This is a genomic window from Alloprevotella sp. OH1205_COT-284 (assembly GCF_003859795.1).
GTDB lineage: Bacteria > Bacteroidota > Bacteroidia > Bacteroidales > Bacteroidaceae > Alloprevotella.
Genome location: NZ_RQYI01000025.1, coordinates 22,564 through 35,076 on the forward strand (window position 1 = coordinate 22,564; position 12,513 = coordinate 35,076).

Below are 12,513 nucleotides of genomic sequence, written 5' to 3' on the forward strand. Positions count from 1 at the left end.
AACTTTCTCTCGAAAATGGCCGTTTTTTACTCTTCTCATAAAAAAACGAAGTTCATTATAAAAAAATCATCAGACAATTTTGGTTTATAAAATAAACTATATTATATTTGCAGCATGGGAGTAGCATTATCCGGAACTTCCATCTCTTTTTTTATCCAAACAGTTTATTTTATAAACCAAAACTTGCTCGTTCTCGGGGTTCGGCCTGATCAGCCGCAACATCTTGGAAAAGCGTTTCTCTCCAAATTCTCTATCATCATGAACACACAAGAAATGACTCGGCAAGAAAGCCTTGATCTCATTGCCGAAATGATCGAATCGACCAAACACCGCTATCATCTCAACGATGGCAACATTTTTCTGTTTTGGGGGTATCTCAGCGTTGCCACTTGTTTGCTCGTTTGGGCATTGCTCTCCCTCACTGCCAATCCGCTTTTCAATCTTCTTTGGTTGCTCATTCCCATATTCGGAGGACTATATACGGTTTTCCAAAAGTATCCCAAGAAAAACAAGGGCTATGTGAAGACCTTCACCGACCGCATCATCGGTACGCTGTGGTCACTGATCGGTTCGTTTGCTTGGGTGCTGCTCATCATTTGCTTTGCCGTCCAGTTCTTTTTCGGGCATGGGGTGTGGTTCATCATGCTCGTTTATGCTTTCCTTGTGGTAGGCATCGGCAGTGCGGTGACGGGCATCGTCGTGCAAGAACGAAGTTTGGTGGTTGGCGGCTGTTTCAGTGCCATTGCCGGCAGCCTGTTCTTAATTGCCCAACTCATGCACTTTCCGATGAAAGCCATGTGGGTAGTTCCTCTATATATCGTCTGTTTTATGGTGATGATGGTGGTTCCCGGCCATATCATCAACGCCAAAGCCCGCCGCCAATCGACTGTCGAAACCGGAACTAACGCTCCATCTCATGCTTGCTGAACTCGACCCCTTGCTCCACTCCCAACTCCGCTTGGCCATCGTTTCCCTCCTCATGGGAGTGGAAGAAGCCGACTTCGTCTTTCTGCGCGAAAAGACCCAAGCCACCGCGGGCAACCTCAGCGTGCAAATCGACAAATTGTCGAACGCCAATTACATCGAAGTTTTGAAACTCCAATCCGGAAAGCGTCCGCGCACCATCTGTCGGATGACGCGAGAAGGGCGCAAGGCTTTTGAAAACTACGTTGAGGCGTTGAAAAGCTATTTGCCGATTTAGAACACACGACCTTCGCCGAAAAACAATGCTTACGCAGCCGTATTCAAAGGCAGAAGAAGCGTTTGAACGGCCAATGTGTTTGTGGATTTGGCATGTTTGTGTATATTTGCAGCCCAAACACAACTTTTATCATTATCTCTACCTTCATGAAAAACCGAATATTTCTCTTGGCTTTCGCCCTGCTGGGACTTCTTCCGGCAATTGCCGATCGCTCCAACACGGTCACCGTTGCCGTATTCTCCGTCAATGATTTTCACGCCGGCCTTCTGCCCGATGCCCGACAGTCCGTGCCCGGTGCGGCTTATGTGGTGCAAACGCTCGACTCGCTGAAACAGGTCTATCCCTATCACGTCACCGTATCGGCCGGCGACAATTTCGGAGGCAGTTTCTTCTATAATGCCACACGCAACAAAAGCCTTATGCCCCAAGCCTTCAAAGACATGGGCATTGACATCAGTGCCGTGGGCAACCACGAGTTCGACGAAGGACAAAAAGCTTTGGCCGATAAGTGGCACGACACGGAGTTGCGCCCCCGGTCTTCAAATCTGACTTACGTTTGTGCCAACGTACGCAACTCCGAAGGTCGCATCCCCTCCTTTGCCCAACCTTGGGCTGTTGTTCCGGTTTCGGTGGGAGGCGGCAAAAGCATCCATGTGGCCTTTGTCGGATTGCTCACGAGCAACACCCCTTGGCAGGCTCGCGCAAGCAACCTCCGCGGACTCTCTTTCGACGGCAACTACACCGCTGTGCTCGATTCCGTTTCGCGCCTGCCGGGCTACGATCAAGTCGAAAAAGCCAACATACGCCTCCTTCTCACCCACATCGGGTCGCACATGGAAGACGGAACGCCCAAATGGGAAGATCGCGACTCGATGAACCTCAAAACGCTTGACCGCAACGATATAGACGCCATTTTCTCGGCACACTCCCACACCGCCGTCATCGGCATGAGCGATAGCCGTCGCCCCTACCCCATTCTCCAAGGTTTATGGCACGGCATCTACATTTCCATGTTCAAATGCGAGATAGACACGACCAACGGTCGCCTCGTCGGCATCACTCCCGAACTCGTCCGTGTCAATCCCAACGCCGCCCTTTCGCCCAAAGCCGCACGCCTGCAAGCACAAATCGAAGAGCAATATCACACCACCCTCTTCCGCGGCATGCCGCTCAGCCGCAAACTCACGGTCAGCGCACAAAACTTCCGCCATGACCGCCACAAAAACGATCTGCAAACCAAGATGGGTGCTCTCGTTTGCGAAAGCTATGCCAAAGCCTATCGCATGGCGGCTCATTTGCCCGAAGAGGCATTGGTAGTAGGGGTGAGCCATTTCGGCAGTATCCGTGCCGGTTTTTCAAAAGGCGATGTCACCGTGCTCAACGTGGGCGAAGCCCTACCTTTTGCCAATGCTCTGAAAGCCTATCGCTACACCGGCCGGCAACTGCTGGAACTGATGAACCACGGCATCAACGTCTGCAAACTCGGACGCATCCAAACGTCGGGCGTGAACGTGAAACAAGACAAGCGCGGACGCATACGGTCGCTTACGCTCACCCTCCCGTCGGGAAAGACAGTTCCCCTGCACCCCACGAGCCAACTGATCGTCGTGGCCGATGAATACATGACCACCGGCGGCGACGGCTATCTGCCCTCACAGTTTCCGAAAGAAGCGGAACAAACCCTTCCGCTCCCCACTTCGACCGACGCTTTCATTGCCTATCTCAACACTCTCGACAGCATCCGATGACGCGCCGTTTGAGCATACTCCTTTTAGGTTTCGCCCCTCTCTTGGCTTCGGCACAAGAGGTGGGCGATTCCACTTTGCTCCGTCCGTCGCTCTCCACCTGCGCCGCCTCTATCTGTTTTCCCACCCGATTCGGCAGTCAAACCGCTCGGCATCTCCGCCATGAGGCAAAACGCGCCGCCTTTTCATACGTAAGAATTTCACGATTTAGAGAAAAGCCCTTCAAAATCCCGGTCACAACCCCCAACGCCTCCCTCAAAGACATCTATCTCCGTTTCCGCCCCAAAAGAAACACAGACTTCCGAAACTGCGGTGAAATAAAAGAAGAATAAAGAATTTCCGGCCGATAATTTGGCCATTGTTCGGAAATGTATTATTTTTGAAGTCGAAATAAGAAAGGAAATGAAATCCCTGCGTTTTTTCTTGCGCTTCTCAAACTACGTTTCGGTAACACAGAACTTAGAACGCCTAAATCATCAAGAAACGCAAAGAAAAACAGAATGATTTATAGCCTTTCTCTCTCGGTGCCTTCATCTAACGGTTAGGATACATGCCTCTCACGCATGACATACGGGTTCGATTCCCGTAGGCACTACCACACAAACACCGATGTCGAGGTGGGCTTTTTCAAGAGTCCCGCCTCTTTTCTTTTGTTTTTTCGCGCAAAAGCGAGTCAGTAGAAATTTACGGCTCCATACCCCTCTCCCATTATTTGAAGCACAAAAATCATGGCCGTCACAGAAATCACTTCGCTATCACATCCGGGCGTCGAAATATTCGGAACACTCACAGAAGCCCAACTACGCAATCGACTGGAACCGGAGAAAGGCATTTTCATTGCCGAAAGCCCGAAAGTCATCAAAGTCGCCATGGAAGCAGGCTACGAACCGCAGGCTTTGTTGTGCGAACGCAAACATATATCGGGCGATGCAGCCGACATCATTTCGCGTTGCGGCGACATTCCCGTCTATACCGGCGAACGAGAAATTTTGGCAAAACTCACAGGCTATCAGCTCACTCGCGGCGTGTTGGCAGCCATGCGTCGCCCCCAAAAACGCAGCGTGGAAGACATTTGCCGGAACGCCCGACGAATCGCCGTTATCGACGGCGTGGTAGACACCACCAACATCGGCTCAATCTTTCGTGCCGCCGCGGCTCTGGGCATGGATGCCGTATTGCTGACACCGACGTCTTGCGACCCGCTCAATCGCCGTGCCGTTCGTGTTTCGATGGGGGCTGTATTTCTCGTGCCTTGGACTTGGTTGGAAGCTCCGATTTCGTCGCTTGGCGCATTGGGATTTCAAACGGCGGCTTTGGCACTGACCGAAAAGTCCGTATCGCTCGCCGACCCCATACTCAAAACCGAGAAGAAGCTGGCCTTTGTTTTGGGCACGGAGGGCGACGGGCTGTCCGCCGAAGTCATTGCTTCCACGGACTACGTCGTGCGCATTCCCATGTCGCACAACGTAGATTCGCTCAACGTAGCGGCCGCCGCGGCCATTGCTTTTTGGGAACTGCGTCCCGATCAAAAATAAAATTCCGCAAATACGCTTCCTCAAAATCGTGCCCCACCTCAGAAATATCGAGATCATGGCTGTCGGATAAAGTTTTTTCGCAAATCATGTCTATGCTCACGCCTACCTTGATGCACGATGAAAGCACGCAAAGCCCACCGATGAGGACACCAAAGCTGTCTGTCGGAGCATTAAAATCGCAAAAGCCTCCCATATCTGAGAAAAGACCTTGCAGACAAAAGTAGAAAGTCCGAATCACCGAAAAGAGAAGCAAGTAGGAAGTGGTGAAATTTAGGTCAGAGATAGAAAATTCTACTCGTTGCTTGGGAATTTCTACTCGTTACTCCGTTTTCTCTACGCCTTGGCGTAAGATGCGCCCCGACGCATTGCAGTATATCCGGACAAATCGAAGAGAAACCGAAACAATGTTTCGTAAAAAACAACTTTCTGCCCCCCTACCAAGAGTTTTTCTTATTTTTATCTACATTGTCTACACCAACCACGTTAAACATCAGATATTTAGATGGTTGCGAATGTAGACAACGCAGAAAACAATCTACATTCGTCGTCACAACCTACACCCCATATCGGGAAGGCGTGCAGATGCCCGAAATCGCCCATGTAGGCAGTGTAGGTTTTCAGAAAATCTGTCTACATTCATTTTCATCTGATTTTCATAGACTTAACCTATATCAGTGTATATTGGCAAGACATCTGCATACATTCCTATCTTTTTGAAATTCAGCAATATGCAAGGCGCAGTGTAGTTTTTTCGACGATTTTACGAAAAAACATTGGGGAAGCCCGCATAAAGCACCTTTTCTCCCCCAAAACCACGTTTGACAGATAGCCGAAAGTGCGTTCGGCTACATCATGGAGCAAACAGAGATGATGTTGTGGAGATTTCGTTGCGGAGAAGGTGTGGTCTTTCTGCGAACTCACTACACCCGTTTCGTCGATTTCATGGAAAATCCTCAAAAAGAAGAATACGAAATCTTGGCAGGAGCACGCAAAGTCATCGCCATACAAAAAAGCATCTCTGTTTGACGAAGAGCTTGCTTTTTTGAAAAAGAAAGCCCGAAGCTGCATTTCACAGAGCTTCGGGCAATATTTTTAGGCCGTTTTGAAGTTTTCCGGACAGCAATAATCGAGATTGACTTTTGAGGCACTATTCGTTTTTTGCGGAACAGCCGACGACTTTCCATACGCTTATCTCGGCATTTCTTCAAAATCCACATATTCACTATCGTCTTTGTAAAAGATCTTTTCTTTCGGGCGACCGGCGTGTGCCGTTCTTTTCGTGCGTTCGGAAGATGCCCCAAAAGCGGAGTCATCGGAGCCGGCGGCGGCAGATCGGGAGGAACGTCTGTTTTGTTCGGACGAAAATGCTCCGAAATGTCGAAAAAACATACGCCCAAACGGTTTCATGCCGAAAAGAGAAAACAAGAAGCCCAACACTCGGTTGAGCACGACAAGAAAGACGACGAAAATCGCAACAAAGAGAAACAGAAAAAAAAGCAATATACCCGTCATAAATGGAAATCCTAAGACCGGAGAGATGGAAAAGATATGTAAAGCGATCAAAACAAGACTGACGCAAAACTACTCATGCGCTCAAAGGTCGAATTAGATTGCCGGGGCGTTCCATATCTTGTCGGCTTTGTTTTGAGAAGTTTTGCCGTGCCCTCGGAATGCACTCTTCTCAATATGCAGGATGCGTACTTTTTTGCGAACTGAGGAGAGAAACAAAGACATAAAGCAAAATGATTGCCGCTATGCCCAACACACCGACATTCGTCAGAAAACAGAAGATCAAAATAGCAAGAGAAGCGATGAGAAAGGAGTAGCGAACGACGTTTTCCCTCCAACCAAAACTCTTGAATTTGAGTGCGAACATCGGAATTTCACTGATCAAAATCCAACACGAAAGCAAAGTTCCTGCGGCTATCAACCAGAAAATCACCTCCCTGGGCAAAACTGTCACGGCATCGCTGTCGAAAAGACTGACGCCCAACGATGCCCAAAACAAAGCATTGGCCGGTGTGGGCAAACCGATGAACGAATGTGTTTGCCGCGTGTCCAAATTGTATTTGGCCAATCGGTAAGCCGAAAAAGCCACAATGAGAAAGCCTCCGTAAGGTATCAGGGTGGCAAGAGGCGATTCGGCAAACGGCATGGTGATGGCGAGCATCTGCACGACGAGTGTGGCAGGGGCAAGTCCGAAAGTGACCACGTCGGCCAAAGAGTCGAGTTCTTTCCCAATGGGACTGCTCACTCCGAGCAAACGCGCCGTGAAACCGTCGAAAAAGTCGAAAACGGCACCCAAGACGATAAAGCCCAAGGCCAACGAGAAAGATTGCTGAAAAGCTGCTCCCACGGCCAAACTGCCCGATAGAAGATTGCAAGAGGTTATGATATTGGGGATGTGACGTTTCATAAAAAGAATTAGCATTGATCCATGCACAAAGCCGCCTGCTCCGTTGGAGCCGACGGCCTTCTTATATTTATGCCGGATTGTCAGAAGTTTTCACCGGCGTAAGGTATCCTAAAACGGTGGCGTTGCCGGTGGTGGCCTGTCCGAGGGCGACATCTATTTCGGTACCGACAGGCAGATAAACATCCACTCTCGATCCGAACTTGATAAAGCCCATGTGGTTGTCAATATCGCAAGTCTGCCCCTCTTCAGCATAAGTCACGATGCGTCGCGCCACGGCTCCCGCCACCTGCCTCACCAACACATCGTGGCCGGAGGGGGTGGAAATGACCACCGTGCTGCGCTCGTTTTCCGTGCTGGCCTTGGGCAACCAAGCCTTGTGGAAGTTGCCATTGTGATGACGCACCAACTTCACTTTTCCGGCGACCGGAAACCAGTTGGCGTGTACGTTGGTCACAGACATAAACACAGACACCATTAGTCGGCGATCGCGAAAATATTCGTTTTCTTCCACTTCTTCTATGACCACAACTCGCCCGTCGGCCGGAGCCACGACAACATTTTCCGTTTCGCCCATAAAAATGCGGAGCGGACAGCGGAAAAAATTGACGATGATGCCATATACAATGGTCAAGACGGCCACAATCAGATAGAAACAAAGCGGACAGGCCTCTATCAGCAACCAATAAGACAATACGGCCACGATTATAAATGCGCTTCCGCTCAGAAATAATGTGGTTCGCCCTTCGTTGTGCAAACGATGTCGCTTTATGGTTTTGAGTTTCGTCATAGATGATATTAAATAGATGTAAACGAAAAGAGCCTTTCGCTCCCTTTGATTCGTTTCCGACGAGGCGGAGTTCGGAAGATGTCGTCGGCCGATTTGCAGCCTTTTTTTTACGATCGGAGTTAACCGTTTTTACCGGTCAAAGACGGGTATGAACAAACGACCAAAACTTGTTTATTTCGGTCAATCGTGACATTCGTCTGCAAAAATACGTTTTTTTTATCACCTCAACAAATAATTGAGGGGCTATCATGATCATTCTGCTTCGCTCAACAGCTTGGTAAGTTTGCTTTCGAGTTGTTCGGGCGACAGTCGCAAGGTGAATTGTCCGTTTTGCGCGATTGAGATATTGCCGGTTTCTTCGCTGACGATAATGGCCAGACAATCGCTCTTTTGAGAGATGCCCAACGCCGACCGATGTCGCAGGCCGAGAGCCTTGGGGATGTCATTGTCGTGGGAAACGGGGAGGATGCAGGCGGCGGCTTTGAGGCGTTTCTGTGCAATGAGCATCGCTCCGTCGTGCAAAGGAGAGTTTTTGAAAAAGATGTTTTCAATGAGGCGTTGGGAAATGGCGGCATCCAGCTCTTCTCCCGTTTCGGCGATGTCATTGAGTTTCACCGTTCGCTCAATGACGATGAGTGCTCCCATTTTCTGTTTGCTCATGCTCATGCAGGCCATGACGATGGGCATGATCGCTTCCCGATGCAACTCCTCGGAGCCGTTGCGGTGCAACCATCGAAACAAGCGCGATGCCCGTTGCGTGCCGATATTTGAAAAGAACTGGCGTATTTCTTCTTGAAAGAGAATGATCAATGCCAACGAACCCACATTGATCAAACGGTCGAAAATTCCTCCCAAAAGTCGCATTTCAAACACCTGCGACACCAAAATCCAAACGATGAGGAAAGTGATCACTCCGGCAAAGATATTGGCCGAACTGGACTCTCTCATCAGTTTATAGATGTAAAACAGGAGCAACGCCACAAGGACGATGTCGAGGATGTCTTTGATACCAACTTCTATCATGGGCTGTCGGGGTTATCGGCCTGCCGTTTCGGCGGCGTTCATGGCGTTGAAAATGCGGCAAGTTTCGACGGCCGCTTTCACATCGTGCACGCGAAGGATGTGTGCTCCTTTCATCAAAGCAAAAGCATGAATGGCGGTCGTTCCATTGAGCGCGTCTTGGGGGGTGGAGCCGAGCAAACGATAGATCATGGATTTGCGACTGACACCCACCAGCAGCGGACAATTCAATTCATGAAAAAACTCCAACCGCTCCAAGAGGCGATAGTTGTGCTCCAACGTTTTGCCAAAACCGAAGCCCGGGTCGACAATGATGTCTTTTCCGCCATAATCTCGCAAACGCTGTGCACGACGCGCCAAATACTCGATGACCTCTGCCACGACATCCTCATAGTGCGGAGCAGCCTGCATTGTGCGCGGCTCGCCCTGCATGTGCATCAACACATAGGGTACGCCGAGCCGTGCCACCGTGCGCAGCATTCCTCTGTCCAGTTCGCCCCCCGAGATGTCGTTGATCATCTGCACGCCATATTCCTCCACACAGCCACGCGCCACCTCCGAACGCCATGTGTCTACCGAAACTATCGCCTCCGGGGCTTCCTCGCGAACAATGGCGAGTGCCGTGCTCAGGCGGCGCATTTCCTCATCGCCGTTCACGTCATCGGCTCCCGGACGTGTCGAACAAGCTCCCACGTCGATGATGTCCCCGCCTTCATCAATAATTTCACGCACGCGCCGACGGATCTGCGCGGCATCGGTGTCGGGAGTGCGCGAGTCGGCATAAAAGGAATCGGGCGTGACATTGAGGATGCCCATCACGATCGGGCGGTTCAAGACATACAGCCGCCCTCCGAGGTTGAGCGTGGGGGTAGAAAAGGGTGCGTACATGAAGTTTTTATTTTGTGCAAAGTTACTTTTTTGTAATTTGACAAGCAAAATAAAATTCTCCTTTTTTCTCTTTTCAGAAAGGAAACACTACTTTTGCACGCAAATCTCACAGCATCATGGAAATCTCGCGACTTTACGAAATCTTTTGCCAACACCCCGTCGTCACCACCGACACACGCGACTGCCCGGAAGGCAGCATCTTCTTTGCACTCAAAGGTGCTCATTTCGACGGTAATCGCTTTGCCCTTCAAGCCTTGGAAGCCGGTTGCGCCTATGCCGTGGTCGATGATGCCGAAACGGCCGCAGCCGACAAACGCTGCATCTTGTGCGACAATGTTTTGACCACGCTGCAACAGCTCGCCGCTCATCATCGCCGACATTTGAACACGCCGATTTTGCAAATCACCGGCACCAACGGCAAGACTACCACCAAAGAACTCGTGGCCGCTGTGCTCTCAGAGCGATACAACGTGCTCTACACCATTGGCAATCTCAACAACCACATCGGCGTGCCCAAAACCCTTCTCCGCCTCACAAACGAGCACGAGTTCGCCGTGATCGAAACGGGGGCTAATCATATAGGGGAAATCGCAGCATTGAGTGAAATCGTACAACCCGATTGCGCCCTCATCACCAATGTGGGCAAAGCACACTTGGAGGGTTTCGGCTCGTTTGAAGGCGTCATCGCGGCCAAAACCGAACTCTACGATTTCATCCGCCGACGCAACAACGCATCTCCCGACGAAAACAAGCAAACCGCGTTCATCTTTCTTCCGGCCGACAATCCTCACCTCGTCCCCCACGCCGAAGGGTTGCCCACCTTCACCTACGGTTCGGAAAACAGCGGCACGGACATTGAGGGGGCGGCAATGGTCTGCGACCCGTTTCTCACATTTCGGTGGCGCGAGCGGGGCGGCGAATGGCGCCGTGTGTCCACTCGGCTCATCGGAGCTTACAATCTCCACAATCTTTTGGCCGCCGTTGCCGTTGGGCGACATTTCGGCGTCGCCCCGAATCGGATCGACGCGGCTTTGGCACGCTATGCTCCCAACAACAGCCGTTCGGAGTTTCGCCGCACAACACGCAATCGCCTCATCATCGACGCCTACAACGCCAACCTCTCTTCGATGCAAGCCGCATTGGAAAACTTCCGCCTCATCGCCGATGTGCAAAAAACAGCCATTCTCGGCGAAATGCGCGAATTGGGTGCTACCTCTCTCGCCGCCCACTCCGAAGTGGTGACCTTGGCCGCCGCCGCAGGTTGCAGGGAGGTGTGGCTCGTCGGGGCGCAATTTGCCGCCGCAGACTCCCCTTCCACCGATGTTTCGCCCACCCTGTTTCGATATTTCTCCGACGTAGAGGCCGTGAAGTCCGAACTGCGCAATCATCCTTTGGTCGATCAACTCATTCTTATAAAAGGATCCAACGGCACAAAACTCTTTGAACTGCCCGAACTCTTGTGACGTCCTTTTGGCTTCCGCAATCTTGAAAAATCGCTTTTTCGCACGACAACAGAGAATGCGTACGGAAACCGCCCCTTCAAAGAGCGGTTTCATCGAATAGACGACCGCGGATGAGATGACGCCGGCGGTGCGGAGTGTTCGTTGGAAAATTGCCGCCTCAAAAAGATGCCATTTTTCAAAGAGCGTCGCACGGCTTACCGAAACAGATGTGTCGCGAAAGGCAGGTGGGCGACAAAAATGTATTCGGAAAGCCCAAACGCCACCGTTCTTTTCATCAAAACGCGCATATCCTCATCACTTGGCCTTCATCCTCTCTCCGGCTCGTGCAAACCGGTCAGAAATACACGTTTGAAGCGTCATTTTTCGGTTTCACACAAAAAAACGAGGAGAAAATGCAAGTTTTTCGACAAAACATTTGGAGGTTTCCAAAATAATCTCTACTTTTGCACTCGCAAACCTGAAACGAGGACGTTTATCACAAACATTCCGACAAAAACAGTTTGCCGAGATCTGTTAGCTCAGCTGGTAGAGCAATACACTTTTAATGTATGGGTCTTGGGTTCGAGTCCCAAACAGATCACCCAACGAGAATCATCGTTTTCAGATGGTTCTCGTTGTTTTTATTTTAATGAATGGCTGAATCGGAAAACCAAAAACTTGAAAGAATGTTCCGGGGCATAAAATGAAATACCGTAAATTTACCACATTGACTTTATCCCTCAAATTTGAGCGTATATCCCTCCTCTCTCTTCCTCGTTGCTGGCGATGGTGTTTCTCGCCATGTGTTTCGTGAAATACACGCCTTTCATCGTTTCGTTCATCAGTCTGACGGCCGATGCGATCGTTGTGTATCACTTGCAAGAACCCGATTTGTGGAACATCTTCAAATTCCTTCTCTGCGCGCAGTTTTTCCTCTGCATGTTAGGCGAATTGCTACGTCGCGTGCTATCCGTACAAGCCCAAGACATCGACCAGCACCACCGCGAAGCGGCCTTGATGCACGCCGTGAGACTCAACCAACGAGAGATTGAGGCATATTTGCGCATGAGCAGCAACGACACCGACCGACGACGACACCGACCGCTTGTTTTCGATGCTCAAACCGAGCTCGCAACGCAACATCATCAATGCCGTGCACCAACATTTGCACAACCACCTGTCGGACAGTTGCAACCTCGCCAACCTCCTACCCCTGCTCACCAAGTCGAAGGTGGAGGTGTGCAACCTCATCTTGCAGGGAAAGAAACGGAGCGAAATCGACCGGCTGCTCAACAAGACGGAGAAGAACATTGATGTGGTGCGCGCCCACATCCGCAAAAAACTCAACATCCCCGGCGAACAAGATCTCAAAAAATACCTCATAAAACTGGTTCATCCGACATTTGGAGTGATGCGGCAATCGTGCAGCGCATATAGCCTTAACAGAAAATACCTTTCATCCCTAAAACCATAGGCCAC

The 12,513-nt window shown here is 50.5% G+C and carries 12 protein-coding genes, 2 tRNA genes and 1 pseudogene; 10 read left to right on the forward strand and 5 right to left on the reverse strand.

All coding sequences use genetic code 11. The features are described from left to right. The first annotated feature begins 258 nt into the window (after positions 1 to 258). The 7 genes from EII14_RS06940 (at position 259) to EII14_RS09330 (ending at position 5,507) form a co-directional block, all read left to right on the forward strand. On the forward strand, positions 259 to 927 hold the full coding sequence (locus EII14_RS06940) for a hypothetical protein (RefSeq protein WP_124931820.1): 669 nt from the start codon (positions 259 to 261) through the stop codon (positions 925 to 927). After that, positions 917 to 1,201: a transcriptional regulator gene (locus EII14_RS06945; protein ID WP_124931821.1), complete on the forward strand. Its 285-nt coding sequence runs from the start codon at positions 917 to 919 to the stop codon at positions 1,199 to 1,201. The genes EII14_RS06940 and EII14_RS06945 overlap by 11 nt, the downstream gene beginning before the upstream one ends. A 146-nt stretch (positions 1,202 to 1,347) precedes the next feature. After that, positions 1,348 to 2,949: a bifunctional UDP-sugar hydrolase/5'-nucleotidase gene (locus EII14_RS06950; RefSeq protein WP_158608345.1), complete on the forward strand. Its 1,602-nt coding sequence runs from the start codon at positions 1,348 to 1,350 to the stop codon at positions 2,947 to 2,949. Beyond that, positions 2,946 to 3,278 carry a hypothetical protein gene (locus tag EII14_RS06955; RefSeq protein ID WP_124931823.1) on the forward strand — a complete coding sequence of 111 codons (333 nt, stop codon included), beginning with the start codon at positions 2,946 to 2,948 and terminating at the stop codon, positions 3,276 to 3,278. Before EII14_RS06950 ends, EII14_RS06955 begins: the two co-directional genes overlap by 4 nt. A gap of 191 nt (positions 3,279 to 3,469) precedes the next feature. Beyond that, a tRNA-Glu gene (locus EII14_RS06960) sits at positions 3,470 to 3,544 on the forward strand. Between the two features lie 130 nt (positions 3,545 to 3,674). Then, positions 3,675 to 4,481, forward strand: a complete 807-nt coding sequence (locus EII14_RS06965) for an RNA methyltransferase (protein ID WP_124931824.1) — start codon at positions 3,675 to 3,677, stop codon at positions 4,479 to 4,481. An 852-nt stretch (positions 4,482 to 5,333) separates the two neighbouring features. Further along, on the forward strand, positions 5,334 to 5,507 hold the full coding sequence (locus EII14_RS09330; RefSeq protein WP_158608346.1) for a hypothetical protein: 174 nt from the start codon (positions 5,334 to 5,336) through the stop codon (positions 5,505 to 5,507). A gap of 162 nt (positions 5,508 to 5,669) precedes the next feature. Here the strand turns inward: EII14_RS09330 and EII14_RS06970 are convergent, their stop codons facing one another. The 5 genes from EII14_RS06970 to folP form a co-directional block, all read right to left on the reverse strand. Continuing rightward, complete coding sequence (locus EII14_RS06970) at positions 5,670 to 5,993, reverse strand: DUF4834 family protein (protein ID WP_124931825.1); 324 nt, start codon at positions 5,991 to 5,993, stop codon at positions 5,670 to 5,672. Positions 5,994 to 6,162: 169 nt separating this feature from the next. Continuing rightward, a complete protein-coding gene (locus EII14_RS06975) occupies positions 6,163 to 6,897 on the reverse strand; it encodes a phosphatidylcholine/phosphatidylserine synthase (RefSeq protein WP_124931826.1) in 735 nt (244 codons plus the stop codon). 67 nt (positions 6,898 to 6,964) lie between these two features. Then, positions 6,965 to 7,684, reverse strand: a complete 720-nt coding sequence (locus EII14_RS06980) for a phosphatidylserine decarboxylase family protein (protein ID WP_124931827.1) — start codon at positions 7,682 to 7,684, stop codon at positions 6,965 to 6,967. Between the two features lie 252 nt (positions 7,685 to 7,936). Further along, on the reverse strand, positions 7,937 to 8,707 hold the full coding sequence (gene cdaA / locus EII14_RS06985; protein WP_124931828.1) for a diadenylate cyclase CdaA: 771 nt from the start codon (positions 8,705 to 8,707) through the stop codon (positions 7,937 to 7,939). Positions 8,708 to 8,719: 12 nt separating this feature from the next. Beyond that, the gene (gene folP, locus EII14_RS06990) at positions 8,720 to 9,592 is read right to left on the reverse strand and encodes a dihydropteroate synthase (RefSeq protein WP_124931829.1); all 873 of its coding nucleotides are present in this window, start codon (positions 9,590 to 9,592) and stop codon (positions 8,720 to 8,722) included. 116 nt (positions 9,593 to 9,708) lie between these two features. Between folP and murF the strand changes: the two genes are divergently transcribed. The 3 genes and pseudogenes from murF to EII14_RS07005 form a co-directional block, all read left to right on the forward strand. Further along, positions 9,709 to 11,055: a UDP-N-acetylmuramoyl-tripeptide--D-alanyl-D-alanine ligase gene (gene murF / locus EII14_RS06995; protein WP_124931830.1), complete on the forward strand. Its 1,347-nt coding sequence runs from the start codon at positions 9,709 to 9,711 to the stop codon at positions 11,053 to 11,055. Positions 11,056 to 11,562: 507 nt separating this feature from the next. Continuing rightward, positions 11,563 to 11,635 (forward strand) — tRNA-Lys (locus EII14_RS07000). Positions 11,636 to 11,805: 170 nt separating this feature from the next. After that, positions 11,806 to 12,508, forward strand: a pseudogene (locus EII14_RS07005) (helix-turn-helix transcriptional regulator); the annotation flags it as partial. Positions 12,509 to 12,513: the final 5 nt, after the last annotated feature.

Bases quoted from the DNA above. Each gene is read 5' to 3' on its own strand.
- EII14_RS06940 (WP_124931820.1), top strand. From the start codon at position 259: ATGAACACACAAGAAATGACTCGGCAAGAAAGCCTTGATCTCATTGCC.
- EII14_RS06945 (WP_124931821.1), top strand. From the start codon at position 917: ATGCTTGCTGAACTCGACCCCTTGCTCCACTCCCAACTCCGCTTGGCC.
- EII14_RS06950 (WP_158608345.1), top strand. From the start codon at position 1,348: ATGAAAAACCGAATATTTCTCTTGGCTTTCGCCCTGCTGGGACTTCTT.
- EII14_RS06955 (WP_124931823.1), top strand. From the start codon at position 2,946: ATGACGCGCCGTTTGAGCATACTCCTTTTAGGTTTCGCCCCTCTCTTG.
- EII14_RS06965 (WP_124931824.1), top strand. From the start codon at position 3,675: ATGGCCGTCACAGAAATCACTTCGCTATCACATCCGGGCGTCGAAATA.
- EII14_RS09330 (WP_158608346.1), top strand. From the start codon at position 5,334: ATGGAGCAAACAGAGATGATGTTGTGGAGATTTCGTTGCGGAGAAGGT.
- EII14_RS06970 (WP_124931825.1), bottom strand. From the start codon at position 5,993: ATGACGGGTATATTGCTTTTTTTTCTGTTTCTCTTTGTTGCGATTTTC.
- EII14_RS06975 (WP_124931826.1), bottom strand. From the start codon at position 6,897: ATGAAACGTCACATCCCCAATATCATAACCTCTTGCAATCTTCTATCG.
- EII14_RS06980 (WP_124931827.1), bottom strand. From the start codon at position 7,684: ATGACGAAACTCAAAACCATAAAGCGACATCGTTTGCACAACGAAGGG.
- cdaA (WP_124931828.1), bottom strand. From the start codon at position 8,707: ATGATAGAAGTTGGTATCAAAGACATCCTCGACATCGTCCTTGTGGCG.
- folP (WP_124931829.1), bottom strand. From the start codon at position 9,592: ATGTACGCACCCTTTTCTACCCCCACGCTCAACCTCGGAGGGCGGCTG.
- murF (WP_124931830.1), top strand. From the start codon at position 9,709: ATGGAAATCTCGCGACTTTACGAAATCTTTTGCCAACACCCCGTCGTC.